General features: G+C 65.6%; 25 protein-coding genes and 1 pseudogene. 17 read left to right on the forward strand and 9 right to left on the reverse strand.

The features are described 5' to 3' along the window. From H3H37_RS12530 to H3H37_RS12560, 8 genes and pseudogenes are all read left to right on the forward strand, one after another. Positions 1-1461, forward strand: a complete 1461-nt coding sequence (locus tag H3H37_RS12530; protein ID WP_229218802.1) for a peptidylprolyl isomerase — start codon at positions 1-3, stop codon at positions 1459-1461. Further along, positions 1458-2027 carry a hypothetical protein gene (locus H3H37_RS12535; protein ID WP_182162894.1) on the forward strand — a complete coding sequence of 190 codons (570 nt, stop codon included), beginning with the start codon at positions 1458-1460 and terminating at the stop codon, positions 2025-2027. The genes H3H37_RS12530 and H3H37_RS12535 overlap by 4 nt, the downstream gene beginning before the upstream one ends. A 1182-nt stretch (positions 2028-3209) precedes the next feature. Next, the gene (locus tag H3H37_RS12540; RefSeq protein ID WP_182162896.1) at positions 3210-3680 is read left to right on the forward strand and encodes a hypothetical protein; all 471 of its coding nucleotides are present in this window, start codon (positions 3210-3212) and stop codon (positions 3678-3680) included. A gap of 61 nt (positions 3681-3741) precedes the next feature. After that, a complete protein-coding gene (locus tag H3H37_RS12545; RefSeq protein WP_182162898.1) occupies positions 3742-4140 on the forward strand; it encodes a hypothetical protein in 399 nt (132 codons plus the stop codon). Positions 4141-4759: 619 nt separating this feature from the next. Beyond that, positions 4760-5083, forward strand: a pseudogene (locus tag H3H37_RS25850) (low molecular weight protein tyrosine phosphatase family protein). A 142-nt stretch (positions 5084-5225) separates the two neighbouring features. Next, entirely contained in the window at positions 5226-5921 is a 696-nt protein-coding gene (locus H3H37_RS12550) for an FRG domain-containing protein (RefSeq protein WP_182162900.1), read from the forward strand. Between the two features lie 227 nt (positions 5922-6148). Continuing rightward, positions 6149-6556 (forward strand): hypothetical protein, encoded by a 408-nt coding sequence (locus tag H3H37_RS12555; RefSeq protein ID WP_182162902.1) that lies wholly within the window; start codon positions 6149-6151, stop codon positions 6554-6556. A 255-nt stretch (positions 6557-6811) separates the two neighbouring features. Then, entirely contained in the window at positions 6812-7492 is a 681-nt protein-coding gene (locus tag H3H37_RS12560; RefSeq protein WP_182162904.1) for a hypothetical protein, read from the forward strand. Positions 7493-7515: 23 nt separating this feature from the next. Here H3H37_RS12560 and H3H37_RS12565 read toward each other — a convergent pair whose 3' ends face one another. After that, positions 7516-7770 (reverse strand): hypothetical protein, encoded by a 255-nt coding sequence (locus tag H3H37_RS12565; protein WP_182162906.1) that lies wholly within the window; start codon positions 7768-7770, stop codon positions 7516-7518. A gap of 284 nt (positions 7771-8054) precedes the next feature. Between H3H37_RS12565 and H3H37_RS12570 the strand changes: the two genes are divergently transcribed. Further along, positions 8055-9620: a S53 family peptidase gene (locus tag H3H37_RS12570; RefSeq protein WP_182162908.1), complete on the forward strand. Its 1566-nt coding sequence runs from the start codon at positions 8055-8057 to the stop codon at positions 9618-9620. Positions 9621-9810: 190 nt separating this feature from the next. Next, the gene (locus H3H37_RS12575) at positions 9811-10413 is read left to right on the forward strand and encodes a hypothetical protein (protein WP_182162910.1); all 603 of its coding nucleotides are present in this window, start codon (positions 9811-9813) and stop codon (positions 10411-10413) included. Between the two features lie 117 nt (positions 10414-10530). Here the strand turns inward: H3H37_RS12575 and H3H37_RS12580 are convergent, their stop codons facing one another. The 5 genes from H3H37_RS12580 to H3H37_RS12600 form a co-directional block, all read right to left on the reverse strand. Beyond that, the gene (locus H3H37_RS12580; RefSeq protein WP_182162912.1) at positions 10531-11361 is read right to left on the reverse strand and encodes a crotonase/enoyl-CoA hydratase family protein; all 831 of its coding nucleotides are present in this window, start codon (positions 11359-11361) and stop codon (positions 10531-10533) included. Between the two features lie 46 nt (positions 11362-11407). Beyond that, positions 11408-12388, reverse strand: a complete 981-nt coding sequence (locus H3H37_RS12585) for a fatty acid desaturase family protein (protein ID WP_182162914.1) — start codon at positions 12386-12388, stop codon at positions 11408-11410. Positions 12389-12435: 47 nt separating this feature from the next. Next, a complete protein-coding gene (locus H3H37_RS12590) occupies positions 12436-13062 on the reverse strand; it encodes a TetR/AcrR family transcriptional regulator (protein WP_182162916.1) in 627 nt (208 codons plus the stop codon). A 102-nt stretch (positions 13063-13164) separates the two neighbouring features. Next, positions 13165-13806, reverse strand: a complete 642-nt coding sequence (locus H3H37_RS12595; RefSeq protein WP_182162918.1) for a response regulator transcription factor — start codon at positions 13804-13806, stop codon at positions 13165-13167. 12 nt (positions 13807-13818) lie between these two features. Then, positions 13819-14193 carry a hypothetical protein gene (locus tag H3H37_RS12600; RefSeq protein ID WP_182162920.1) on the reverse strand — a complete coding sequence of 125 codons (375 nt, stop codon included), beginning with the start codon at positions 14191-14193 and terminating at the stop codon, positions 13819-13821. A 140-nt stretch (positions 14194-14333) separates the two neighbouring features. Between H3H37_RS12600 and H3H37_RS12605 the strand changes: the two genes are divergently transcribed. Beyond that, positions 14334-15008 (forward strand): response regulator, encoded by a 675-nt coding sequence (locus tag H3H37_RS12605; RefSeq protein ID WP_182162922.1) that lies wholly within the window; start codon positions 14334-14336, stop codon positions 15006-15008. Here the strand turns inward: H3H37_RS12605 and H3H37_RS12610 are convergent. Further along, the gene (locus H3H37_RS12610; protein WP_182162924.1) at positions 15005-18088 is read right to left on the reverse strand and encodes a sensor histidine kinase; all 3084 of its coding nucleotides are present in this window, start codon (positions 18086-18088) and stop codon (positions 15005-15007) included. The two genes, H3H37_RS12605 and H3H37_RS12610, sit on opposite strands and share 4 nt — an antisense overlap. 217 nt (positions 18089-18305) lie before the next feature. Between H3H37_RS12610 and H3H37_RS12615 the strand changes: the two genes are divergently transcribed. The 6 genes from H3H37_RS12615 (at position 18306) to H3H37_RS12640 (ending at position 23562) form a co-directional block, all read left to right on the forward strand. After that, the gene (locus H3H37_RS12615; RefSeq protein ID WP_220456421.1) at positions 18306-19307 is read left to right on the forward strand and encodes an alpha/beta fold hydrolase; all 1002 of its coding nucleotides are present in this window, start codon (positions 18306-18308) and stop codon (positions 19305-19307) included. A gap of 153 nt (positions 19308-19460) precedes the next feature. Next, the gene (locus H3H37_RS12620; RefSeq protein ID WP_182162926.1) at positions 19461-20114 is read left to right on the forward strand and encodes a hydrolase; all 654 of its coding nucleotides are present in this window, start codon (positions 19461-19463) and stop codon (positions 20112-20114) included. A gap of 60 nt (positions 20115-20174) precedes the next feature. Continuing rightward, positions 20175-20447 carry a DUF1427 family protein gene (locus H3H37_RS12625; RefSeq protein ID WP_182162928.1) on the forward strand — a complete coding sequence of 91 codons (273 nt, stop codon included), beginning with the start codon at positions 20175-20177 and terminating at the stop codon, positions 20445-20447. Between the two features lie 34 nt (positions 20448-20481). Then, positions 20482-22410: an amidohydrolase gene (locus H3H37_RS12630; RefSeq protein ID WP_182162930.1), complete on the forward strand. Its 1929-nt coding sequence runs from the start codon at positions 20482-20484 to the stop codon at positions 22408-22410. Between the two features lie 22 nt (positions 22411-22432). Beyond that, positions 22433-22879, forward strand: a complete 447-nt coding sequence (locus H3H37_RS12635) for a DoxX family protein (RefSeq protein WP_182162932.1) — start codon at positions 22433-22435, stop codon at positions 22877-22879. Beyond that, positions 22879-23562 (forward strand): YoaK family protein, encoded by a 684-nt coding sequence (locus H3H37_RS12640; RefSeq protein ID WP_182162934.1) that lies wholly within the window; start codon positions 22879-22881, stop codon positions 23560-23562. Before H3H37_RS12635 ends, H3H37_RS12640 begins: the two co-directional genes overlap by 1 nt. Here H3H37_RS12640 and H3H37_RS12645 read toward each other — a convergent pair. Both H3H37_RS12645 and H3H37_RS12650 read right to left on the reverse strand, forming a co-directional pair. Beyond that, entirely contained in the window at positions 23549-24205 is a 657-nt protein-coding gene (locus H3H37_RS12645) for a response regulator transcription factor (RefSeq protein WP_311197475.1), read from the reverse strand. The two genes, H3H37_RS12640 and H3H37_RS12645, sit on opposite strands and share 14 nt — an antisense overlap. A 28-nt stretch (positions 24206-24233) precedes the next feature. Continuing rightward, the gene (locus H3H37_RS12650; RefSeq protein WP_182162936.1) at positions 24234-25079 is read right to left on the reverse strand and encodes a sensor histidine kinase; all 846 of its coding nucleotides are present in this window, start codon (positions 25077-25079) and stop codon (positions 24234-24236) included. Positions 25080-25127: the final 48 nt, after the last annotated feature.

Genomic DNA, 25127 nt, shown 5'->3' on the forward strand with positions numbered 1-25127 from the left:
ATGACGATCCGGACCACAGGCCGGCGCCCGCAGCTGCTGGCGCGCGCGCTGACGGCCGCGCTGGCGTTCGCCATGCCACTGGCGCCCGCGGTGTCGACCGCGTTCTTGCCCGCGTTGTTGCCCGTACTGCTGCCCGCGTTGGCGCCTATGTCCGCGCAGGCGGCCGTGGCGTATCGCCTCAACGATCCGGCGCTGGCCGCGCGGATCGACGGTGCGCCCTTGCTCGCCTTCAGCGTGGATGCGCTGTGGCGCTCGGCGCGCCAGGCGGACGCCAAGGCCAGCCGCAGCGCGGCGCTGGAACAGGCCGTCGTCAACCGTCTGCTGGCCGGATCGGCGCGCAAGACCTATGGTGAGGCCGCGCTGTTTGCCGGCCAGCGCGTCGCGTTCGCGCACGACGTGATGGTGGACGACCAGCTGGTCGCCATGCTGCGTGGCCTGTACGGCAAGGAGCTGGAACAGGCCATGCAGCGCCTGCCGGGCGGCAGCCTGGCCGGGCTGGTGACGGCGCAACCGGCCATCGCCCCGGCCGCGCTGGACGCCGTGTTCGGCCGCCCCGGCCAGTTGCGGCTCGAGTACGCGCTCGACGCCGGGCAACTGGCGCGCGCGCAGGACATCGTGGTGCTGCGCTACCAGCTGCCGCAAGGGCCGGCCGGCGCCATCACGCTGGCCGATGTCTACCGGCGCCAGAACGTGCAGGGCAGGGTGGCGCTGTTCGCGCGCCAGTCCACGCATCTGCAACAGCAAGCCAGGCTGGCGCTGGCGGCGCTGTATGTGCAGCACTGGAGCACCCAGCGCTTCGGCGCGGCCACCGTGGCCGACCTGCGGCGCGTGCTCGATGAGCAGGACACGGTGCAAGCCTTGCAGCAGTTGCACGGCATCGGCAATGACATCGACGCGGGCAGCCCCGTCGTCAAACAATTGTCGGCGCAGGTGAGCGGCGCCGAGATCGCGGAATACTACCGGCGCCACCGCGAGGAATTCCGCCGCATCGAGAAAGTGAAGGCACGCCACATCCGCCTGCCGGACGAGCGCACCGCGCAGATGGTGGCCGGCCAATTGTCCGGCGGCGCCGACTTTGGCGCGCTGGCGCGCCGCTACTCGTCCGCCGCCGACAGCCAGACTGGCGGCGAACTGGGATGGCTGCAGCACAGCGGCACGCCGGACTGGCTGGCGCAACTGGCGTTCGCGCAGGCCGAAGGCCAGGTCTCGCATCCGATCCGCAGCCCGGTGGGGCCGAACGACAAGGCCGTGTGGGAGATCGTGCTGGTCGACCAGCGGGTGGACGGCTACCAGGACCCCGCATCGGAGACGGTGCGCTACGTCGCCACCAATGCCGTCGCGCGCGAGAAGGCGGCGGCCCAACTGGCCGCGTTGCGCCAGCGCCTGCTCGGCACGGCCCGCATCGACATCAACCGCAGCCTGCTTGATCAGCCGCTGCATGTGCTGGAGTCGCGTTCGTGAGGCGCCATGTGATCCTGGCCGCCGTTGTGGCGGCCATGGCGGCCGGCTGGGTAGCGTGGCCCTCCATCGCCCGGCAGGCCGGTCTGGCCGGCGACGCCGGCGCCGCGCCTGCGCGTGCGGGTAGCGCGGCTGGAAACGAAGGTGGCCGCCAGTGGTTCGAGGCCGTCCCGGAGCGCGACGCGCAGTTGCAGAGGGTGCCGTTGACGCCCGTCGACAGCAGCAGTTCCGCGTGGCTCAGCATGGCCGACGCGCGCGAACATGGCGACGCGCGCACGCCACCGCTCCAGCGCGACGAAGCCCGCACGCCACCAACGGCGGCGGAATTGGCAGACCCGAAAGCCTACCAACAGTACCAGCAGGGGCAGCAAATGCGCGTGCTGGGCGCGTTCGCGGACGCGGCGGCGGCGGAGTTGCCGCGCTTGTACGCCGACGTCGAGCGCGGCCGCGCGGCTGGGGTGCCGGAGGAGCAAATCGCCAAGGCGGAGGAGAAGATACGGCGCATCGAGCAGCAGCGCCGCCTCATCCTGCGCGATCATCCGGAGCTTGAACGCGCGGCGCCACACTGAAACGAGGAGGGCATACGCGGTTTCGGGTGAGCCCATGTGTGGGCTTTGGGGGGGGAGGGGCGGAGTGCAAAAAAATCGCCCCGGTCTAATTCGGTCGGATTTGGGCGAATCGGATCTAATCGAGTCTGAAAACCCCAAGTGCAAGTCTAAATCGGTCTAATAAATCGGGGCGAAAATCTAATTCGGTCGCATTTTTAGCATAAAAATCTAAAGCACACTAAAAATTCCTTCCTGGCGGCAAAGTTTAGACCAATTCCGCCATCCCTTCTCCGGACCTACTCTGATTCAACCTAACGGTCGCATATTCTGTGAGTGTGACAAAGTGTGAATTTTTCTGTTTGGCAACCTGCTATCCTTCCCACGGACCGCACTCCGCCAAGGGTGGACATCTGATATTCCGAATGACAACCGAACTTACAGGTATGGATCAAGCCCTCCTCATTCGCACAGCTGCAAGCTGGAAAATTCCACGAGCTCTCGCGTTGCAGGTTATGGAGCGCGACACGCAATGCATTTACTGTCAGCTAATCTTTACCTGGCCGCTGACGGAGCGAGCAACGTGCCCTTCATGGGAGCATATCGTCAACGACATATCAATGATCAGTTTGGAGAATATCGGGTTGTGTTGCGTTCGTTGCAACGCCAGTAAAGGTAAAAAGTCTCTTCAGGTCTGGCTCAAGTCGAAGTATTGTGAAGCGCGGGGAATCACTAGCTCTTCTATCTCAACAGTCGCAAGCACTACATTGCGTAAATGCGATTAAGAGCGCTATACAAAAGACATCTGCTTACCACTTTATTCTTGTCGCCTGTCGGCCACAAGCCGCCACTCGGAAATAAGGTTAGTATTAATGGTTCGACTCGATTGTTCTGGCGTTACCTTCGGCTCTCAGCTTGATGAGCGGCATCTGTTCGAGTGGGCTATGCAAATTCCGGGCATCGTCCGATGGGAGCAAGATACACTTGTCGTGAAATCATTGAACTTGAGTCAAGCGTCTCTAAGAGATTTGGTGGCGCTCTTTTCTCGATACCAGATTCCCATGAATCAGCTTGCACAATTTAGAAATGCCAAGAACGAAGCATGGTTCGCTTCTCCGCAGACGTACTGGCACACAAGAGTTTTCGGATAGGCTGTAACCGGCCAGAAGCCGCCCGTCACCTAAATCAAGATCTTTGGAGAGAGTTTTGAAAGTTTCGCAATTTCTTGTAGCAGCTTTGCTTGTCACGTCGTGCGGCATGGCGCTGCCTCAAATCGGTTGGGCGGCTCCTGCGCCGGTAATTTCGTTTTCCACGAAATTTGGGGGCGTTGATTTCCTCTTCACGGAGGACGCTGGGCGCAAAGCGGAGGCAGATGGAAGTAATTTTCAAAATGCCATCCGTGAAGTTGGCTTTGAGCTTCTTTCTGCGATCGGGACTGCAGCCAAATCATCGCCAGGCGTTCAAGCACTTTTGATTGATGGCATTAAGTACAAAGACAAGAAATCTTTCGTCTTGCTCGGAATAATCATTGATGGGAAGTTCCAGTCACTCAATTTCAATGGAAAGCCTTCAGATCAGTCTGTAGGAAGATTTCTTGATGAATTGGAGAAGAATCGAATAGTTGTGCTTCGTAGCGCTGGCACTCCTGGTGTTGAGCTGTTCAACGCAGAGAAATAATTCCGTTGTCGGCCAGAAGAGGACCTTTTCCAAAATATTGAATTAGTTTCCCGGAGTATTTGTGAGGATTTCCAAGTTTTTTCTTCTTTTTGCCATGGCACTGATTGTACCTATGGCATCAACAGCAAAGACTCAACCGGTCCTTCCTAAGCAAGTTTGTGACGACCTTGGTATTGAAATTTGCAATGTAAGTAGCGTTGATGCATTTTCGGAGATCGACCTCAACGGCGACGGAGCAAAGGAGGTTCTCTTCGCCTATAGTGGTGGGGCGTGTGGGGAACAGCATTGGATCTACACTCAGAGAAATTCAAAATGGGTTGAGATTGCAAACTGGTGTGGCATGGATGGCGGTGGTTATAAGGTGCTTTCGGTGACCCATAATGGCTTCTTGGACATTGACACACTTTTCGGCGTCATTCGCTTTGATGGGAAGCAATACACGAAGAAGACGAAAAAGTAACGCACGCGCCGGCTCCTGCTGGCCAGGAACGGACGGTCGTGTTGCCAATGGCAATTTGCCGGTGAGTACACTCTGAATCTTGGGTCTTTCAATGGACATTTCTGCCTAGACATGCGCAAGCCTTTTCTAGACGAGATATACCGGCTCGGCGGGGATCCGTCCGACGAGGTATGGAATTGGTTAATCACGCGCGGACCACATGGCGCGGATTTCACCTGGGGTCAGACACGGGACGAACCCGCAGGATTTGCCGGCGTCGAACTGCTCACAAAGTTTGTCGCAGAGATGGAAGCATCGGTGCCGAATTTTCGGCGCCGTACACAGGAGGCCGTACGAATAGGCATGCGATCGACAATGCCCATAATGGTGAGGACCGCGATCCAGGTCGCAGCAGTGGTAGGAGGCGAAGAGGAACTCAGGCTGGTAAAGCAATTAGTGCAGAGCGATGAGGCTGACGTGGCGAGCGATGCGCGAGCATGCGCCTTTTATTTGAAACGAGTTCTACGTGGTTGAAGAGGACATTCGGATTGTACTGCGGGGGCCTGTAGTTGCTGACGAACGATGCCTCCAACGGCCAGGAGCGGCCGGTCAACTATTTTTTGGCACTTAGGATTTTAAATTGAAGCGTGCATTGTTTCTCTGTTCTCAGAATCGTCTGCGAAGTCCCACAGCCGAGCACATATTCGCAAGCTGGCCTGATGTCGAAACTGACTCCGCTGGGTTGGGTGGCGATGCATCTGTACCGCTGTCCAACGAGCAGATTGAGTAGGCCAACATCATATTTGTCATGGAAAAGGCGCATCGAAATCGTCTCTCTTCGAAATTTCGTTCGCATTTGAACGGCAAGCGGATCATATGCCTGGACATTCCGGACGACTATGAGTACATGCAGCCTGAACTCATTAAGCTGTTGGAAGTAAAAGCAGGTCGCTTCCTGCGATAACCGGAAGAGGCGCCATGCGGCCAAAACCGGCCCCTAAGTCGTCCGAATTTCATAAGGTAGAAAAAATATCTTATAAACGTTCCTTTTTGCTGCCAATGACGCACGTAGACTTGTATAGGATATTGCTGAAGAAATGTAATTTATGGAAAAGATAACCATTGACTCATTTTTGTCGTTTGTTAAAGAGATTGATATATTCGACCTTCTCGTAAATCATGTAGTGTTCCGTGGGCAGCCTGTTCCGGGCAATCTACTTCCAGGTGTAGCTCGAAAAAATAATACTACTGATACAACGAGTGACGAAAAGAAAATCCTTGAACAACTTCGTCTTCAGGGCGCATCTTTGCTCCCTTATCATGACGAGTCTGACCTGGGTCTTTTGGTCCGTGCGCAGCATTTTAAGCTAAAAACGAGACTTCTTGATTGGACAATCAATCCTCTTGTGGCGTTGTATTTCGCCTGTAGTGATCCTGGTTCCAGTGATGTTTATGTTTACGCGTTGATAGCAGATAATCTTTTGGCTAGCAATATTTACAACGATGATCCATTTAAAGCTGCGAAAACTAGGGTATTTCAGCCAAGAATGAATAATGCTCGAATAGTAGCGCAACATGGATGGTTCACGCTGCATCGATATTCCCGTAGCACAAAAATGTTTGTTCCGCTTGAAATGAATAGTGAAATAAAAAAGAATTTATATGAATATAGAATTCCTTGTTCGCAAAAAGCTCAAATGCTAGTGTCTCTAGATCGTCTCGGAATCAATGCTAAATCGTTATTTCCTGATTTCGAGGGAATTTGTCAGCATTTAAACTGGCAACATAACCACCTTGTTTAGTGGTTATTCCTATTGATAAACTTTCGCTTTGGGGCGTTAACGGACCTTATAACGCGTCGCGGATCTTATAACGCGTCGCAATTCGCGTCAGAGGCAGCCGCGTCGGTGTCAGCTCCAGCAATCTGCCAAATGGCGCGTTGCCGGAAATGAACCCGTTGCGTCGATATTTTTAGGAACTGCTCTCGAGACTTTTAGATGTTGCTAGTTTTCGGAAAATAGAATGGCCTATGAGCTACTTCATGACTATTTCGGGCGCGATATCAGCCGTCCCGGCGATCGACGGTATCGAGCTATTGTTGGCCGATGACGCACAGAAATATATAAAATCTTTGGCCAATGAGCTTGCATGCCTGGATGGAACGCCCGTTCACCTGGTCCATGACTGCGAAACGGGTACCAGCGACGTGGTTATCGCTGATCTCGAAAATGCACTTCTTGACGGCAAGGAAGTGTACGACCTGCCAGCCGCTCGAATTTTGCAAGCGTGCTTTGACAACGGATTGAGCTTTCGAATTTGGTGGGCAAATAACGACCGGGACGCCTATATTTCCAATGCTTTGCCAGTATCTGATCTGAGGAAAACTTTTGAGGCCATAAAGGCACATCGCGGCGCAATATGGGGCGTGTCGGGGTAAATTCCGGTAATGCGCCATTTGGAAGAATCCGATAGGCATATCCCGCGCGAGCATCCAGAGCTGGAGCGCGCAGGCTCGCACTGAAGCAGTTCAGATTCAAGCTGATAATCGATCATCGCGCACAACGTCCGGACGTGACAAAGCGTGCATTTTGCCATTTTGGAAGCTGCTATCCTGCCAACGGCAGCGTTTGGCCAGTGGTAGACGTCGGACGACAACCGTGTTCACTTTATGAGCAGTCACGAAAGGGCAGGTATGAACGAGCTACGTCGAGTGCTCTGGATGGCGGTTGCGCTATTCGTTATGCAACTTGAGGCATACGCCGCAAGCGATGCCACGCCGCAATCGGTCGAAGCTTTACGGCAGCAGGGGTACACCGTGAAGAACATCGCTCCCATCTTTGGACAACTGCTCATGACGGCGTTTCCGCCAGGATTTACGACGGTCTTCGAAAAGACCAACGGCGGCCATTACATTCGCGAAGCTGTTCTACAAGGCGAGACCGTCGACAAATGGACAGAGATGTTGACGATCACTGCGGATAAAGGTTTGGCCGCCAACGTGAATTTGTCGCCCCAAAAATTTGCTGAGATCAAAGCCGGAGGCTTCAAGAACGCTTGTCCCACATCGTTCAACGCAAAGGTCCTCGGTGAAGGGAAGATCAGCGGCTACGATGGATTTGTCGTGGTGCTCAGTTGCGGCACGTCGCCAGCGAGTGCTGGCGAAACAAGCGAATCGACCTTGGAAGTGATCATCAAGGGCGAGTCTGACTACTACACGATTCAGTGGGCAAAACGGGACGAAAAATCGGCCACCCCGATTGACATCAAGCCGGCAGAGTGGACGCAACGCTTCCATCTACTTGCGCCCATTAAGCTGTGTCCCATCATCCCAGGTGAGGCGGCGCCTTACCCCAGTTGCATCGATCAAAAATAAGGTTGCAGCGCGCGCGGCGCACCTCAGTTAGCGCACAAACTGTGCAGGAAGCTCAAGTGCTGGCTGACGGCGCCCCGTTCAGCCCGCCGGTGCGGGTCGGCGTCCTGCGCGAACTCGTCGCGGATGGCCAGGCATTCGGCCAGCGCCGCTTCCAGCGCGCGCAGCATGCCGGGCAGGCCTGCTTCGTCATACCACACGGGCAACAGTTGCATCAGGGCTTGCACGGCCGCTTGTTCGGACTGGATCAGCACATGGTCGGAAGTCAAGGTGGTGCTCACTTTCTTGTCTCTGCGCGATCGCAGCGATCGCCGGCTCGCCACGCCAGGTGACGCGGAAACCGTAAAAACAGTATAGACCATTTCACGATAAAAGTTTCCGCAAACAAATAGTTGTTGTGCGTGTGATAATTTTCTGTTGCGCTTTAGACGCAAGCGCGCGGACCTGTCGCGGCGCACCTCTGCGCTGCCTCAATGGTTGCTTCCCTGTGGCCAGTATCGTCAATGCTGGCGTCGTCCGGAACGGCTTGCGGACGGCTGGACTACACCCGCACAGGAGAAATTCGATGGCTACCACCGCACATACCCATGTCATTCCGGGGAGCACGCAAACGGCGCTGGTAGGCGCCGTCGCGCTCGGCCCTGTCGATCCCGAGCAGATCATTGAAATCACGGTGCGGCTGCGCGCGGCGCCGGAACGCGGCGCGCCCGACTTGCAGGCGCTGGCGGCCGACCAGCCGCCCGCCAGCCGGCGCTACCTAAGCCGCGAAGCTTACAGCCAGCAGCACGGCGCCAGCCACAGCGACATCGTCAGCGTGGAAATGTTTGCGCGCCAGCATGGCATGGCCGTGATCCGCAGCGACGCGGCCCAGCGCCGCGTGGTGCTGTCGGGCACGGCGGCGATCATGGAGCAGGCGTTCGGCGTGCAATTGCAGGACTATGAATTCCCCGATGGTACATACCGGGGCCGCGAAGGCGAACTGCACGTGCCGCCGGAACTGGCCGGGGTGGTGGAGGGCGTGTTCGGCCTGGATGACCGCCCCGTGGCTACGCCCAAGCTGCAACGCCTGGAGCCCGATGGCCGCATGCAGGCGGCTGCCGCCGGCATCTCGTACACGCCGCCCCAGCTGGCCAAGCTGTACAACTTTCCGCCTGGGCTGGACGGCACGGGCCAGTGCATCGCCATTATCGAGCTGGGCGGCGGCAGCCGGCCACGCGACTTGAAGGCGTATTTCCAGGAACTGGGCTTGCCGCTGCCGGTGGTCAAGATCATCTCGGTCGACCACGCCAAGAACCGGCCCTCGACGGCCGACAGCGCCGATGGCGAGGTCATGCTCGACATCGAAGTGGCCGGCGCGATTGCGCCCAAGGCCACCATCGCCGTCTATTTCGCGCCCAATTCGGAGCGCGGCTTCCTGGACGCCATCACGGCGGCCGTGCACGACAAGGTGAACCGGCCCTCCGTGCTGTCGATCAGCTGGGGCGCGCCGGAATCGCGCTGGACCGGGCAAGCCATGACGGCGTTCGAGCAGGCGTTCGCGGAAGCGGCCGCGATGGGCGTGACCGTGCTGTGCGCAGCCGGCGACAACGGTTCCACCGATGGCGAGACGGATGGCCGCCAGCACGTCGACTTTCCCGCCTCGGCGCCCCATGCGCTGGCCTGCGGCGGCACCCGGCTCGAAGTGGCGGCGGACGGCGCGACCACCGAGACCGTGTGGAACGAAGGCCCCAACAGCGCCACGGGCGGCGGCTACAGCGCCTTCTTCCCGCGGCCTGATTACCAGACCGTGCTGGGCGAGGACGTGACCATGCGCGGCGTGCCCGACGTGGCCGGCGACGCCGATCCGGCCACCGGCTACCGGGTGCGGGTGGACGGGCGCGAGCTGGTGTTTGGCGGCACCAGCGCCGTTGCGCCGCTATGGGCCGGCTTGCTGGCGCTGCTCAACCAGCAACTGGGCCAGCCGGTGGGCTTCATCAACCCCTTGCTGTACGGCTCGTTGCGCACCGAGGGCGTGACCCGCGACATTACCGAGGGAAACAACGGCGAGCAGCAGGCGGCCACCGGCTGGGATGCCTGCACGGGCTGGGGTTGCCCCGATGGACAGAAGCTATTACAGGGATTGATGCGCTAGTTAGTTTCCGTGTGGCAAATAAGTGTGGCGTTCTTGCAAGCAACTTCGCGCTTCTTGTGTGGATTTTGGGAAATATGGCGAATTTCGCTGTTACAATGTGTGCTAATTAGCGTTCTTATTGGTCACTATCCGGAGCGGGTGCGACCAGTAGCCCACGCAGCGAGATTTGCCTCTTTTCCCGGAGCCGATTATGCAGATGAACGGACCGTCCTTCGCGGCCACCGTAACCGCGACTGGCACTTATCCCGAGCGTAGCCCCAACACGGATCAGATCGCCGCGCGCCACACGGCGGCGGCGCGTGCCGAACTGGCCGTTCCGGCCCAGGACGGCGCCAATGTCGTGCCCGTGCAATACGCGGCCGCATCGCAGACGGGCGCCGACGTGGCCCGCAAAACGGCTGACGAGGCGGCGCGCCAGGCCCGGGAACAGTTCGACGCGGGCCTGCAAAAGCTGGCCAACCGGCCCGAAACCCAGATCCTGCAAGCACGGCTGGCCGGGCAAGTGCGCCCGGCAGACCAGCAAGCCACGCCGGCTGCCAACGACAGCCAGGCGGCCAACGCCAAGCCCGCGCCCATCCTGGCCGATGCGGGCAATGAGCTGGCCGCCGATACCAATCACGACGGCAAAGTCAGCGACGACGAGCGCATGCGTTTTGTTGCACCGCTGACTTATCGCAGCAGTGAGCGCAGCGGTGAACGCCTGGCGGCACTGGCCGACAGTCCGTCCGCGTTTTCGCTGGCCGAAGCCAATCGTGCCTACGGGCAGGTCGCGGCCCAGGCCATCGCGGCCTGACGCGGCATCCGTAACAACAACCTCGCGGGCGTCGCAGCGCCCGGCGAACGCCGTGGCCGCCATGCGCGGCCACGTTTGTTTCCAGCGTCCGCGTCGCGTTCGCGCATCAGCGGGCCCTTAATCCTTGAAGCTGGCCTCGCGCTTGGCCATGCCGGCCATCATCGCTTCCTGTAAATCGTTGGACATGAGCATGGCCGCGTTCCAGGTGGCCACGTAATTGAGGCCATCGGCCACGCTGTGGTCGCGCGCGTAGGTGATCATTTCCTTGCAGCCGCGCACCGATAAAGGCGACTTGCTGGCGATCGTGGCGGCGATCTCGCGCACGCCCGCGTGCAGCGCTTCCTTGCTGTCGAACACGCGGTTGACGAGGCGGATATCGCGCGCTTCGGCTGCATCCACCTTGCGCGCCGTGTAGGCCAGTTCGCGCGTGATGCCTTCGCCGATCAGGCGCGGCAGGCGCTGCAGCGTGCCCACGTCGGCCGTCATGCCGATGTCGATTTCCTTGATCGTAAAGTAGGCGTCGGCCGAGCAGTAGCGCATGTCGGCGCAGGTGATCAGGTCGATGCCGCCGCCCACGCAGGCGCCGTGGATGGCCGCCAGCACGGGCTTGCGGCAACGCTCCAGGCTGGTTAGCGTGTCCTGCAGGTCGAGGATCACGCGGCGCAGCGATTCGCGCGTGCGGCCGTCGCAATCGTTGCGGATCTGGCCGCCCAGGCCCATCATCATCTGCAGATCGATGCCGGCCGTGAACAGCTTGCCTTCCGCTTCCAGGATGGCCACGCGGGCCTCGGGCGTGGCGTCCACCCACTGGAAGGCCTTGCGCAACTCATGCCACATGGCCAGGTTCATGGCGTTGGCCTTGTCGGCGCGGTTCAGTTTGACGATGGCGATGTGGCCTTCCAGCGTCACGGTCAGCGTTTCGAAGCTCAATTCGGTCACTGCGGTCATTACGTTCCTTTCGTGCCATCTGCATGGCGGGGGAGGTGGAGAAAATTCAGGGCGCCGGCTTGCACATCAGGGCCAGCACGTCCAGGTAGTCGGGCGGTTCGGCGCACAGGCCGCGCGCGCGTAGCAGGCGGTGCGTGGCTTGCAGGCGGAAATAGGGCACGGCCGGCATCAGGTGGTGTTCGATGTGGTAGTTCACGCGCAGCGGCGCCACCGTGGCGCGCGCCAGCAGGCCGGCGCGCGTGGTGCGGGTGTTGCGCAGCATGTCCGTGCTGCGCTCGGTGCAGCCATGTTCGGCCATCGAGCGGATGCGCATGTACAGGCTGTACGTGGTGAGATAGGCGGTCAGCCAGGCCAGGTACAGCCAGGCGTGACCGGTGGCGGCCAGCACACCCAGCAGCAGGGCCTGGAACAGGTAGTATTTCCAGCCGTTGCGGACCAGGTCGCGCAGGCGGTCGCGCCAGCGACGGCCTTGCTGCGGCAAGCGTTCGATGTCGCTGGCCACGGTCCAGCGCAGCACGCCCGCGTTCATCAGCAACAGGCCCAGTTCGCGCTTGAGGCCGGAGATGCCCGCCACGTCGCGCAGCAGTTTGCGCGCCAGCGAGGCAGGCGTGGTGGGGAAGGGCGCGGCCAGGCTGAGGTCCGTGTCGTCGGGCGTGCCGGTCTTGACGTGATGCTGCAGGTGGTGGCGCCGGTAGCGCCGCAGGTCCACGCCGATGGCGCTGCCGCAGGCGTAGTCGCCCACCAGGTCGTTCAGGCGGCGGCTGCGGAACAAGGTGCCGTGCGAGGCGTCGTGCATCAGGATCGCGAGGCTCAGCTGGCGCCCGCCCAGCACCGCGATGGCGAGCAGCCAGGTGAGCGGATGGGGCCAGCGCGCCAGCGCCACGAAGCACAGCGCGATCACGCCCCAGGTGAACAGCACGGCGCGCCAGCCCATCAGGTCCGAGCGGGCGGTGAGGGCGGCGATTTCGTCGGGGCTGAAAATGTCGCTGAGCTTGCGCCGGGGCGGCGCCTGGGTCGGTTGGGTCATGCTGGCGGTCTCCGTTGTGGTTGTTATCGCAGGATGGGTGTCGGGGCTCAGGGCGCGAAGGCGATGCGCATGATGGCGTCCACGCTGGCCTGGCGCAGCCCGTCCAGTTCCGCGTGGGCGGGCGTCTGGCTGGCGACAAAGGTCATCACGCCCACCATCTGGCCGACGATCAGGGCGCTGCGCAGTTCGCACTGGGCTGGCGCCATGCCGGGCACGATGTCGCGGATCAGGTTGCGCACGGTGCGGCGCGCGCGCGTGAGCACGGCATCGAACATCTGCGCCGCGTAGCGATGGCGGTGGGCCAGCGCCGCCACCTCGAAGAACAGGCCGCTGGCGATCTGGTCGCGCAACTCTTCCAGGCACAGGTCGATGATGGAGGCGAACAGCGCCATGCGGTCGCCGTCGCCCGCTTGCGCCATGCGCTGCTCGATCACGCGCTGGTAGCGGTCGAGGAAATGGGTCAGCAGCGCTTCGACCAGGTCGTCGCGGCTCGGGTAGTAGTGCTGGACGGTGGACAGGCTGATGCCGGCCTGCTGGGCCACGCTGCGCATCGACAGCGCCGCGTAGCCGTCGCGCGCCAGCGTGGCGCGCGCCACTTCCAGGATGGCGTCGGCCCGCTCCTGGCCCTTGGTGGTGGTGTGCGATTCCTTGCTGCGCAGCGGCTGGACGTGCATGGCCTGGCCCATGGTTGGAAAACGCCATGGTGCGCCATTTTCAAAAATAGGTCAAGCGACCGATTTTTTTTGGCGCGGGATGACACTGGCCCGGCACTGGCTCTATTCGGCCACCCCCACCAACCCCCGGCGGGCGGCCAGCACCACGGCGTGGGTGCGGGCGGTGGCGCCCAGTTTGTCGAACAGGCCCTTGACGTGGGTCTTGACCGTGCCGACCCCGATGCCCAGTTCGCGCGCGATCGACTTGTTGCAGCGCCCCTGCGCCATCAGTTGCAGCACGTCGCTCTCGCGGTTGGTCAGGCCCACGCGCCCGAGGCTGTCGGCCACGCAGCGGCCCAGTTCCGGGCTGAGGTAGCGCAGGCCCTGCTGCAACGCCCGCACGGCCGCCTCCACCTGCCCGGCGCCGGCCGATTGCAGCAGGTAGCCGTGCACGCCCGCCGTCATGGCCGTGTGCACATGCCATTCGCGGTCGAACCCGCTGACGATCAGCACCCGTGGCCCGGCCGCCGCCCCGGTCGCGCGCATGTGGGCCACGCCTCGGTGATAGTCGGTGATCAGCACCTGCGGCGGTCCGTCCCGGCGCGGGCCGGCGCCTTCCATGCGGACGGCCATGCCGGGGCAGTCTTGCAGCAGGGCGGCCAGCCCGGCCCGGACGATGGCGTCCTCGTGGTCGATCAGCACGTCGATACACGCGGCGGCGGCGCCGTGCCGTTGCGCCAGGCAGTGCGGGGGTTCCATGCGCATGATGCGGTTCCTTCAAAAATCGGTGTGGTACGGGTCATCCGGCAGCAGCAGGCGGCGGCGGCCGAACAGGCGCGCGTCGAGCGCATAGGCGCCGGGGCCGAGCAGCAGCAGCGCCAGCGCGCACACGACGCCGATGGCGGCCACCGTGCCGTTCGGCGAGTCCAGCCACGGCAGTTGGCCGGCCGCCGCCGCGCCGGCCACCAGCGGCGTGAGCAATCCCAGCAGCAGCAAGCCGGTGGCCAGCGCGAGCAACGCCAGCCACCACCACGGCCATGGCCGGCCCATGCCCAGCGCGGCGTGCAGCAGGTGGGCCGCGACGGCCAGGCGCAGCAGCAACAGGCCGGCGCCGGCGCCGCCAGCCGGAAAGCTTGAATGGTAGCCATGCATGTGGTGCGGTCCTGTGCTGTCGAACGGTCATGGCGCCAGCTTAGCGCCGCGCGCCGGCCACGCCACGCCCCGTTCCGGTGGCGCGCGGCTACCACCATGGAGTGATGGCATAAACGTCAATGTTGTGGCACGCTGCGCGGATGAGAACATTGACCTCCATCGACCGGGCGCCGCCCATCACCGTCATGACGGCGGACGACCACCCCATGTTCAGGGAAGGCATCGCCAGCGTGCTCGCCGACGAGGCGGACATGCAGCTGGTGGCGCAGGCCTGCAGCGGCCGCGAGGCCATCGACTACCACCGCCGGCTGCTGCCGGACGTGACGCTGATGGACATCCAGATGCCGGACATGAACGGCATCGACGCCACCAGCGCCATCCGGGCCGAATGGCCGGCCGCCCGCATCGTCGTGCTCACCACCTACGAGGGCGACGTGCACGCCCAGCGCGCCATCAAGGCCGGCGCCGCCGGTTATCTGCTGAAAAGCATGCTGCGCAAGGAGTTGCTGACGACGGTGCGCAACGCACACGCCGGCCTGCGCAGCATCGCGCCGGCCGTGGCCTGCAGCCTGGTCGGGCAATGGCATCTGGAGGCGCTGAGCAAGCGTGAGGTGGAGGTGCTGCGGCTGGCCGCCGGCGGGCAAAGCAACAAGCGCATCGGCGTGCACCTGGCCATTTCGGAGGAGACCGTCAAGGTCCACATGAAGAGCGTGCTGGCCAAGCTCGGCGCCAGCGACCGCACCCACGCCGTGACGCTGGCGCTGGCGCGCGGCATCCTCGAACTGGCCGACTGCCGCGCGCCGGACTGGCGCTAGCCGCCGCCGCCCGTGCGTCCCAGCCAGGCGCCCAGGCGCTGGCGCCACGTGCGAGCGGGCGCGCCGGCGTAGGCGCGCGCGGCCGGCAGCTTGAGCCGGATCTCCGTGCCCTTGCCGGGGGCGCTCCACAGCGCCACCGTGCCGTCCAGCTGGCGCGCCCGCTCGCGCATGCCGGTCAGGCCCCAGTGGCCGGGGCGCTGGCCGGCCTGCAGCACCTGCTGGTCCATGCCGCGGCCGTCGTCGCGCACCTGCAGCAGGAAGTGGTCGACGTCGTAGGTCAGTTCGACGGCGACGTTGTCGGCCTGCGCGTGCTGGAACGCGTTCAGCAGCGCTTCGCGGGCGATGTGGTAGGCCTGTTCGGTGGCCGGTTCGGCCAGCGGCCGGTGGGCGCCCAGCGCTTCCAGGGTGAAGCGCGGACCGCGCCGCGCGGGCCGCCCGGCCTCGTGCGCGCAGGCCGGCCGCTCGTGCTGTTCCTGCTCCAGCGCCTGGCCGAAGGCGGCCAGCGAGCGCTGCAGATCGCCGTCGTGCAGGGCCGCCGTGCGCAGGCCGGTGAGCTGCTGGCGGCCCTCCGCCATCACGTCGTCGGCCTGGTCGAGGATGCGCTCGGCCAGTGCGCGCGCGTCGTCGTCGGGCAGGCGCTTGAGCAGCGTCTGGAAGCGCAGCACCAGCCCCTGCACGCTTTGCAGGAAGGTGTCGTGCAGCGCGCGCGCGATGCGTTCGCGCTCGTCGAGCCGCGCCTGCATGCGCTGGCGCAGCTGGCGCGTGACCTGGCGCATGCGCAGCCGGTACAGGCCGTACAGCAGCAGCGCCGCGGCTGCCAGGCACAGTACGATGAACCAGGGCGTCTGCGTGAACGTGGGCGGAATGCGGAACGATTGCTGCGCGGACCGTTCGCTCCACACGCCGTCCTCGTTGGCGGCCAGCACGCGGAAGCGGTAGGCGCCGGGCGCCAGGTTGGTGTAGAAGGCTTGCCGGCGCTGGCCGGGGTCCTGCCAGGCGTGGTCGAAGCCGTCGAGCCGGTAGCGGAAGCGCACCCGCTCGGGCATGCCCAGGCTGAGCGCGGTGAAGTCGATGCGCAGCGCGCGCGTGCGCACCGGCAGCGTCAGGTCCGGACGCGGCGCGTAATGGCGGCCGTCGGCCACCAGCGCGCGCACCTGGACGGTGGGCGCGCGGGTGTTGCGCGCGATGCGGGCCGGATCGATCCAGCTGACCTTGTTGGCGGTGGACAGCCACAGGCGGCCGTCGTCGGCCTCGATCAGCGAGGGCAGGGGCCGCAATTGCGAGGGCATGCCGACAAGGCCGTCGTGCGCGTCGAAGCGCTCGTAGGCGGCGCCCTGGGCGGGGGCGCGCATGGCCGCGGCCAGCGCGGCGGCGCCGATGTGGGTCAGGCCGTCCGCGCCGAACAGCCACAGGTCGCCGGCCGCCGTGCGCACGATGCCGGACACGCCGGCGAACTCCTGCCCGTCCTGGCCGCGCAGCGGCACGAAGCGGCTGCCGTCGAACCAGGCCACGCCCCGTTCGCCGCCGGCCCATAGCTGGCCGTCGCGGTGGAACAGGCTCAATACCACGCCCAGCGCCACGCCCTGCGCCGGACCGTAGCGGTCGACCCGGCCGCCGGCGATGCGGGCGATCTGGTTGCCGCCGTAGCCGGCCCACACGGCGCCGCCGGCCTCCCGGGTCAGGCACAGCGGGTAGTCGGCGGGCAGGCCGGGCAGGCCGCCATCCTTTTGCCAGCGGCCGTCGCGCAGCAGGTACAGGCCGGCGCGCGCCACCGACACCCACAGGCCGCCGCCGTCGGCGCGGCTGAGGGCCTGGCTGTCGTAGCCGCGCAGGGCGGCGGGGTAGGGGATGAGGACGCCGTCATTGCCGTGCTGGCGCCACAAGCCGCTCTCGTTGCCCAGCCACAGCACACCGTTGGGGTCGCGGTAGACGGTCCAGCCGTGGCGGCGCAGCGCCACCCGGCGCACGCCGTCCGTGCCCAGCTGGCGCACCGGGCCGGCGTGGTCGCTGACCCAGATCGCGCCGGCGCCGGCCGGCGCCATGGCGGCGTGGTCGAAGTCGCCCGCGACCGGCAGCGCCACCAGGCGGTTGCGGCGGAAGCGGTCCACCCCGGCCGAGGTGCCGATCCAGATGTTGTCCTCGCGGTCCTGGAAGAAGGTCTGCGGCAGGCCGCCGCTCAGGCCATGGTCGGGCGTCAGTTCCTGGCCCGGCGCCAGCGGCTGGCCGGGCTGGCGCCGCTGCACGCTGTCCGCGCGCATCAGCCACATGTCGCCGGCGCGGTCGAACTCCATGCCGCTGCCGGGCAGCTCGGGGCGCGCCGCCTGGCCCGGCGGCGGCGCGCTGGTGCGCATGCGGTAGTAGCTGTCGATGGCGTCCGAGGCCCACACGGTGCCGTCGGGCGCGAGCGCCATGCCCATCAGGTCCAGGCGCGGCCAGGCCGGCAGGAAGCGCGCCGCGCCGGCCTTGCGGAAGTAGACGTTGCCCTGCACCGACATCCATTGCGTGCCGTCGTGGTCGAACAGGATCTGGCGCGCGCCGCGCGTGGGCAGGCCCAGTTCCGCCCCGGCCGGCACGAAGCGCTCCCCCAGCAGGCGGGTGAAGCCGTCGCGGGTGGCGGCCCACAGCACGCCGTCGGGCGCGCGCGTGATGCTCATCACCGCGCCGCCGGGCACGCCCTCGGCCAGGCCGTAGTGGCGCACCCGGCCCTGGTGGAAGTGGCTGATGCCGCCGAAGCGGTAGCCCACCCACAGCCCGCCCTCCGGCGGCGCGCACAGGGCCAGCACATTGCTCGACAACAGGGGCTGGCCGTCGATGGCGTCGACCCGCTCGTAGTGCTGGCCGTCGAAGCGGAACAGGCCGGTGGCCGTGCTCAGCCACAGCCAGCCGTCGGCCGTCTGGGCGAATTTCAGCACGTCCACCGGGGCGTCGTCCAGCGCGCCCCAGGCCGTGTGGGTGTAGTCGTCGAGCAGGCGCGGGCGGGGCGTGGCGGCCGGCGCGCCCGCCGCCGTCAGCAACAGCAAGGCGAGCGCCAGCAGGCGGAGGGGAACGGGGCGGGCGGGGCGGGCGGGGGAAGACGGCATGCATTGAACGGATGTTAATCGTGTCGTGATAGTAACACCCGGCCGAAGTTCCCGCAGCGCAATAGGCGGCCGCCGTGGCGCGCTCCGCTCTCCCCAATGGGGGACCGGCGCTTAGCAGTTTATGGTGATCCGGCGCGGGCCGGGATTGCTTAATCTGGTCGCACCTGCCACCGGCGCGCTTGCCGCCGCGCCGACGGTCCACCAGAGGGAGAAACAGATGAGCAAAATTTCATCGCAACCTGCCGCGTCCGCACCGGACCGGGGCCGCCGCACCGTGCTGCTGGGCGGCGCGACGGCGGCGGCCAGCCTGCCGCTGGCCGCCATGGCCGTGCACACCGGCGCCGCCCAGGCCGCGCCCCACCAACCACAATCGAAAGGACAGCAACCCATGGGCACCATCACCACCCGCGACGGCGTCGAACTGTATTACAAGGACTGGGGCCCGCGCACCGGCCAGCCCATCGTGTTCAGCCACGGCTGGCCGCTCAACGCCGACAGCTGGGAATCGCAGATGCTGTTCCTGGCCGCGCAAGGCTACCGCTGCATCGCCCACGACCGCCGCGGCCACGGCCGCTCCAGCCAGCCGTGGGACGGCAACGACATGGACCATTACGCCGACGACCTGGCCCAGCTGATGGACCACCTGGACCTGAAGCATGCCGTGCTGCTCGGCTTCTCCACCGGCGGCGGCGAGGTGGCGCGCTACATCGGCCGCCACGGCAGCAAGCGCGTGGCCAAGGCCGGCCTGATCTCGTCGGTGCCGCCGCAGATGCTGCAGACCCCGGCCAACCCGGGCGGCCTGCCGATGAAGGTGTTCGACGACATCCGCGCCGCCTCGCTGGCCGACCGTTCGCAGTTCTACCTGACCCTGGCCGGCGGTCCGTTCTACGGCTTCAACCGGCCCGGCGCCAAGGTCTCCCAGGGCCTGATCAACGCCTGGTGGGCGCAGGGCATGCAGGCCGGCCACAAGAACACCTACGACTGCATCAAGGCGTTCTCGGAGACGGACTTCAGCGAGGACCTGAAGAAGTTCACTATCCCCACGCTGATCGTGCACGGCGACGACGACCAGATCGTGCCGATCGACGCGTCCGGCCGCGCGGCGGCCAAGCTGGTCAAGCATGCCACGCTGCTGGTGTACGCCGGCGCGCCGCACGGCCTGACCGACACCCACAAGGACAGGCTCAACGCCGACCTGCTGGCCTTCATCAAGGGCTGAGCGGGCGCCGCCCCTCCCCCGAAAGAGGGAGGCCGCCGCCGCCCCAAACGGTGATGGCGGGCGGGCGGCGTGGCCCCACACTGTCGTCATGGCCCGGCGCCGCGCGGCGGGCCCGTTTCAACCGCATCTTTATCCACTCACGAGGAATACATCATGTCCATCAAGGCAACCCCAACCCCCGGTTCGCAGCTGGTTTCGCCCAAGGATCACACGCTGATCATGATCGACCACCAGTCGCAGATGGCCTTCGCCACCCACTCGATCGACGCCGTCACGCTGCGCAACAACGCGGCCCTGGTGGCCCACGCGGCGGCCGGCTTCGGCGTCTCCACCATCGTCACCTCGGTGGCCGAGAAGAGCTTCTCGGGCCCCGTGTTCGACGAGATCAAGGCCGCCTTCCCGCGCGCCGAGATCACCGACCGCACCTCGATGAACACCTGGGAGGACGCCAACGTGATCGCCCGCGTCAACGCCATCGGCAAGGACCGCCTGGTGATCTGCGGCCTGTGGACCTCGGTGTGCATCGTCGGCCCCACGCTGTCGGCGCTGGACCAGGGCTATGAGGTCTACGTGATCTCCGACTGCTGCGGCGACGTCTCGGCCGAGGCGCACGAGCGCGCAATGGAGCGCATGATCCAGGCCGGCGCGCGTCCGATGACGTCGCTGCAGTACCTGCTGGAGCTGCAGCGCGACTGGGCCCGCACCGACAGCTACGAGCTGACCACCGGCATTGCCAAGAAGTTCGGCGGCGCCTACGGCCTGGGCATCATCTACGCCCAGACCATGTTCAACGCCCACGAGGGATGATGCCCGCCGCCGGGCCGCCGCGCTGGCGGCCGGCCCGGCGGCCCATTTGGGAGCACAATCATGAAAATCTATCTGGTATCGCTGGCTGCCGGTTTGCTGGTGGGCGTCATCTACGGTGTGCTGGAGGTGCGCTCGCCGGCGCCGCCGGTGATCGCGCTGGTCGGCCTGCTGGGCATCCTGCTGGGCGAGCAACTGCCGCCGCTGGTGCGCCAGTGGCGCCAGCCCGAGCACAAGGTGGCGTGGGTGGACGAGCAGGTCAAGCCCCATTGTTTCGGCCAGCTGCCCGGCGCCGGGCACCCGGCCAAGTCGGCCGCGCCGGAACGGCGGGGCTGATGCCGCGCCCGTCGATTATTGAGGAGTCAAGTACATGAACGCCAACGCCAACGCCACGCCGGACCTGATCCTGCACCGCGGCCTGTTTACCACGCTGGACCGGAGCAACCCCCACGCCGAGGCGGTCGCCATCAAGGACGGCCGCTTCACGCATGTCGGCCGGGCCGACGAGATCATGGCGCTGGCCGGTCCGGCCACGCGCGTGATCGACCTGGGCGGGCGGCGCGTGCTGCCCGGCCTGATCGACAACCACCTGCACATCATCCGTGGTGGCCTGAATTTCAATCTGGAGCTGCGCTGGGACGGCGTGCGCAGCCTGGCCGACGCCATGGCCATGCTCAAGGCCCAGGTGGCCGTCACGCCCGCGCCGCAATGGGTGCGCGTGGTGGGCGGCTTCAGCGAACACCAGTTCGCCGAGAAGCGTTTGCCGACGCTGGAGGAGCTGAACGCCGTGGCGCCCGACACGCCGGTGTTCATCCTGCACCTGTACGACCGCGCGCTGCTCAACGGCGCCGCGCTGCGCGCCGTCGGCTACACGCGCGACACGCCCGAGCCGCCCGGCGGCCAGATCCTGCGCGACGGCGCCGGCAACCCCACCGGCCTCCTGTTGGCCAAGCCCAACGCCTCCATCCTGTACGCCACGCTGGCCAAGGGCCCCAAGCTGCCGATGGAATACCAGATCAACTCGACCCGCCATTTCATGCGCGAGCTGAACCGGCTGGGCGTGACGGGCGCCATCGACGCCGGCGGCGGCTTCCAGAACTATCCCGAGGACTACCAGGTGATCGAGCAGCTGGCCGAGGCCAAGCAGCTGACGGTGCGCCTGGCCTACAACCTGTTCACGCAAAAGCCGCAGCAGGAGAAGGAGGATTTCCTCAACTGGACGCGCAATTCCACCTACCAGCAGGGCGACGACTACTTCCGCCACAACGGCGCCGGCGAGATGCTGACCTTCTCGGCGGCCGATTTCGAGGACTTCCGCCAGCCGCGTCCCGACATGCCGGCCAACATGGAGGATGACCTGGACGGCGTGATCCGCGTGCTGGCGCAGAACCGCTGGCCGTGGCGCATGCACGCCACCTACGACGAGACCATCTCGCGCGCGCTCGACGTGTTCGAGCGGGTCAACCAGGACATCCCGCTGGCGGGCCTGAACTGGTTCTTCGACCATGCCGAAACCATCTCGGGCCGCTCGATCGAGCGCATCGCCGCGCTGGGCGGCGGCGTCGCCGTGCAGCACCGCATGGCCTACCAGGGCGAGTACTTCGTCGAACGCTACGGCCATGGCGCGGCCGAGGCCACGCCGCCGGTGGCCAAGATGCTGGCGTCCGGCGTCAAGGTCTCGGCCGGCACCGACGCCACCCGCGTGGCGTCCTACAACCCGTGGGTGTCGCTGGCCTGGCTCATCACCGGCAAGACCGTGGGCGGCATGCAGCTATACCCGCGCGCCAATTGCCTGGACCGCGAGACGGCGCTGCGCATGTGGACCGAGAACACCACCTGGTTCTCCAACGAGGTGGGCAAGAAGGGCCGCATCGAAGCGGGCCAGCTGGCCGACCTGATCGTGCCGGACCGCGATTTCTTCGCCTGCGCCGAAAGCGAGATCGCCGACACCAGCGCGCTGCTGACCATCGTCGGCGGCAAGGTGGTGTACGGGGCCGGCCCGTTCGCCGGGCTCGACCAGCCGCCGCCGCCGGCCATGCCCGACTGGTCGCCCGTGCGGCGCTACGGCGGCTACGCGGGCTGGGGTCTGGCGCCGGCCAAGGGCGCGGCGGCGCGCCGCGAGCAACAGAAGGCGCAGGAGCAGGCGCAGGCCAAGCGCCGGCAGCAGGGCGCCTGCGGCTGCGCCCACCAGTGCAATCTGCACGGCCACCAGCACGCCACGGCGTGGACCAGTTCCCTGCCGGTGTCCGACCTGAAGGGCTTCTGGGGCGCGCTCGGTTGCGCGTGCTGGGCCGTATGACGAACGGGGGAGGGACATGACCATGCATACCACGACCACCCCCACGGTGCCCCTACAGGGCTGGCGCGCGCTGGCCGGCGCGCCGGCACTGCGCTGGCTTTTCCTGTTGCTGCTGTGCGGCGCCTATCTGCAGGGCGGCTGGAACAAGCTGACCGACTTCCACGGCGCCGTTGGCGAGATGCAGCACTTCGGCCTGGCGCCGGCCGCGACGCTGGCGGCGCTGGTGATCGCCGGTGAACTGGGCGCCTCGGCGCTGGTGCTGAGCGGCTTTTACCGCTGGCTGGGCGCCGGCTTCCTGGCCCTGTTCACGGTCATGGCCACGCTGGTGGCGAACCGTTTCTGGGAGATGGCGGGCACGGAGCGCTTCATGGCCGCCAACAGCTTCTTCGAGCACCTGGGTCTGGCCGGCGCCTTCCTGCTGGTGGCCTGGCACGACCTGCAGCCGCGCCAGCGGGCGAGCGGCGGCTGATGGACGCCGCCGCGACGGCGCCGGCGGCGGGCCGCGACGGCCTGCGCGGCGTGGCGCTGGGCTACCTGGCCGGTTATGTCGACACGCTCGGCTTCATCGGCCTGTTCGGCCTGTTCACGGCCCATGTGACGGGCAATTTCGTGCTGATCGGCCGGGGCCTGGTGCGGCCCGCGCCCGACATCGCCATCAAGCTGCTGGTGTTCCCGGTGTTCATCGCCTTCGTCGCGCTGACGCGCATGCTGGTGCTGCGCTGGCAGCGCGACGGCGGGCCGGCCCGGGCCCTGCATCGTTGCCTGCTGCTGCAACTGGCGCTGCTGCTGGCCGGGACGGGTCTGGGCTGGCTGGCCAGCCCCGTCGAACGGCCCGGCGCGCCGCTGACGCTGGCCACCGGCATGGCGTGCGCGGCGGCGATGGCGGTGCAGAACGCCTATGGCAAGCTGCTGTTGGGGCGCGAGGCCGCCACCACCGTCATGACGGGCAATGTGACGCAACTGGTGATCGAACTGGTGGACGCGGTGCGCGGCGACATGGCCGCGCGGGCGCGCGCCGCCGGCCTGTTGTGGCCCGCGCTGGCCTTCGCCGCCGGCGCCGTCTGCGGCGCCTGGGCCTTCGTGCTGGCCGGCTTCGGCGGCCTGCTCGCGCCCTGCGCGATCCTGCTGGCGCTGGCGTTCAGAGCGCGATGATGCCGCGCTTGAGCGCGATGGTGACGGCGTGGGTGCGGTCGTTGGCCATCAACTTGGCCAGCACGTTCTTCATGTGCGCCTTGACGGTCTCCTCGGAAATGGCCAGTTGCGCCGCGATGCGCTTGTTGGAATGGCCGGTGGCGGCGTAGCCCAGCACCTCCACCTCGCGCGGGCTGAGCGGCCCCTGGCCCATGTGCTGCGCCAGTTCCATCGCCACCTCGGGCGGAATGCGGCGCGCGCCGGCGTGGACGGCGCGGATGGTGTCGAGCAGTTCCTTGCGCAGGGTGCTCTTGAGCAGGAAGCCGGCCGCGCCGCCCTGCACGGCGCGCAGGATCTGGGCGTCGCCCTTGTAGGTGGTCAGCATGACGACGCGCGCCTGCGGGAACTCGCGGCGGATCTCCAGCAGGGCCGAGACGCCGCATTGCTCGGGCATGGCGATGTCCATCACCGTCACGTCCGGCGGGCAGGCGCGGAACTGCTGCACGGCCTCGCGGCCATTGCCGGCTTCGCCGGCCACCCGCATGTCCGGCTGGCTGGCGATGGCCTCGACCAGGCCGGCCCGCATCAGCGGATGATCGTCCACCACCAGCACGCTGATGGGGCGGGGGGCGGGGCTGTCCTGCATGGCGTGGTGTGCGTTCAATGCGGCTTTCCGGTTTGGTTCAGGCGCCTCAATGGCGGCCCAATAGTTTTAGTATAGTGCGGTCCAGCCAGCGGCGCAGCGGGTGCTGGTCGGCGTCCGCGTAGGCCAGTGGCGCGGGCACGGTCAGCGCCACCTCGGTGCCCTGGCCGGGGCGGCTCCAGATCTCCAGCCTGCCACCCAGGCCGTGGGCGCGCTCGCGCATGCCGGTCAAGCCCCAGTGGCCATGGCGGCGGCCGCTGGCCCGGGTCTGCTCGTCGATGCCCTGGCCGTCATCCTGCACGCGCAGGCGGAAATCGTCGCAGCCGTAGGCCATGGTCAGCGTCACCGTGCGCGCGCGGGCGTGGCGGAAAGCGTTCGACAGCGCCTCGCGGGCGATGCAGTTCACCTCGTCGGTCAGCAAGGCTTGCATGCGCCGCCGCGCGCCTTCCACGGTGAACCGGAAGCGCACGCCGTATTCGCCGCCCATGGCGCAGCCGGCGGCGTTGAGCGACTGCGCCAGGTCGCTGCCTAATTCGAGGCTGCCGCGCAAGTCCATCACCTGGTCGCGGCCGGCCGCCATCACCTCGTCGGCGCTGTCGAGGATCTGCTCCATGGTCGCGCGCGCGGCCGCCGCCTCCGGTGGCAGTTGGTCGATGGCGGTCTGGAAGCGCAGCGTCAGGCTTTGCACGCCTTGTAGCAGGGTGTCGTGCAGGGCGCGCGCGATGCGTTCGCGCTCAAGCTGGCGTGCCTTGAGCTGGGTCTGGACGCGTTCGGTGATTTGCCGGATGCGCCACAGGTAGACCAGGTACAGCAGGCCGGCCACCATGATGGGGAACAGCAGGCGGAACCAGCCCGTGTGCAGCCATGCCGGCAGCAACGGTATGTCGGTGCTCATGTCCGTCCTTTGCTGGCGTTGGAGTCGCTTGAATGTTGGAACTTGCGC

The sequence above is a fragment of the Rugamonas brunnea genome (assembly GCF_014042345.1).
In the GTDB taxonomy this organism is placed as follows: Bacteria; Pseudomonadota; Gammaproteobacteria; order Burkholderiales; family Burkholderiaceae_D; genus Rugamonas; species Rugamonas brunnea.

Bases quoted from the DNA above. Each gene is read 5' to 3' on its own strand.
- H3H37_RS12530 (WP_229218802.1), top strand. From the start codon at position 1: ATGACGATCCGGACCACAGGCCGGCGCCCGCAGCTGCTGGCGCGCGCG.
- H3H37_RS12550 (WP_182162900.1), top strand. From the start codon at position 5,226: ATGGAAAAGATAACCATTGACTCATTTTTGTCGTTTGTTAAAGAGATT.
- H3H37_RS12555 (WP_182162902.1), top strand. From the start codon at position 6,149: ATGAGCTACTTCATGACTATTTCGGGCGCGATATCAGCCGTCCCGGCG.
- H3H37_RS12560 (WP_182162904.1), top strand. From the start codon at position 6,812: ATGAACGAGCTACGTCGAGTGCTCTGGATGGCGGTTGCGCTATTCGTT.
- H3H37_RS12570 (WP_182162908.1), top strand. From the start codon at position 8,055: ATGGCTACCACCGCACATACCCATGTCATTCCGGGGAGCACGCAAACG.
- H3H37_RS12575 (WP_182162910.1), top strand. From the start codon at position 9,811: ATGCAGATGAACGGACCGTCCTTCGCGGCCACCGTAACCGCGACTGGC.
- H3H37_RS12580 (WP_182162912.1), bottom strand. From the start codon at position 11,361: ATGACCGCAGTGACCGAATTGAGCTTCGAAACGCTGACCGTGACGCTG.
- H3H37_RS12585 (WP_182162914.1), bottom strand. From the start codon at position 12,388: ATGACCCAACCGACCCAGGCGCCGCCCCGGCGCAAGCTCAGCGACATT.
- H3H37_RS12590 (WP_182162916.1), bottom strand. From the start codon at position 13,062: ATGCACGTCCAGCCGCTGCGCAGCAAGGAATCGCACACCACCACCAAG.
- H3H37_RS12595 (WP_182162918.1), bottom strand. From the start codon at position 13,806: ATGCGCATGGAACCCCCGCACTGCCTGGCGCAACGGCACGGCGCCGCC.
- H3H37_RS12600 (WP_182162920.1), bottom strand. From the start codon at position 14,193: ATGCATGGCTACCATTCAAGCTTTCCGGCTGGCGGCGCCGGCGCCGGC.
- H3H37_RS12605 (WP_182162922.1), top strand. From the start codon at position 14,334: ATGAGAACATTGACCTCCATCGACCGGGCGCCGCCCATCACCGTCATG.
- H3H37_RS12610 (WP_182162924.1), bottom strand. From the start codon at position 18,088: ATGCCGTCTTCCCCCGCCCGCCCCGCCCGCCCCGTTCCCCTCCGCCTG.
- H3H37_RS12615 (WP_220456421.1), top strand. From the start codon at position 18,306: ATGAGCAAAATTTCATCGCAACCTGCCGCGTCCGCACCGGACCGGGGC.
- H3H37_RS12620 (WP_182162926.1), top strand. From the start codon at position 19,461: ATGTCCATCAAGGCAACCCCAACCCCCGGTTCGCAGCTGGTTTCGCCC.
- H3H37_RS12625 (WP_182162928.1), top strand. From the start codon at position 20,175: ATGAAAATCTATCTGGTATCGCTGGCTGCCGGTTTGCTGGTGGGCGTC.
- H3H37_RS12630 (WP_182162930.1), top strand. From the start codon at position 20,482: ATGAACGCCAACGCCAACGCCACGCCGGACCTGATCCTGCACCGCGGC.
- H3H37_RS12635 (WP_182162932.1), top strand. From the start codon at position 22,433: ATGCATACCACGACCACCCCCACGGTGCCCCTACAGGGCTGGCGCGCG.
- H3H37_RS12640 (WP_182162934.1), top strand. From the start codon at position 22,879: ATGGACGCCGCCGCGACGGCGCCGGCGGCGGGCCGCGACGGCCTGCGC.
- H3H37_RS12650 (WP_182162936.1), bottom strand. From the start codon at position 25,079: ATGAGCACCGACATACCGTTGCTGCCGGCATGGCTGCACACGGGCTGG.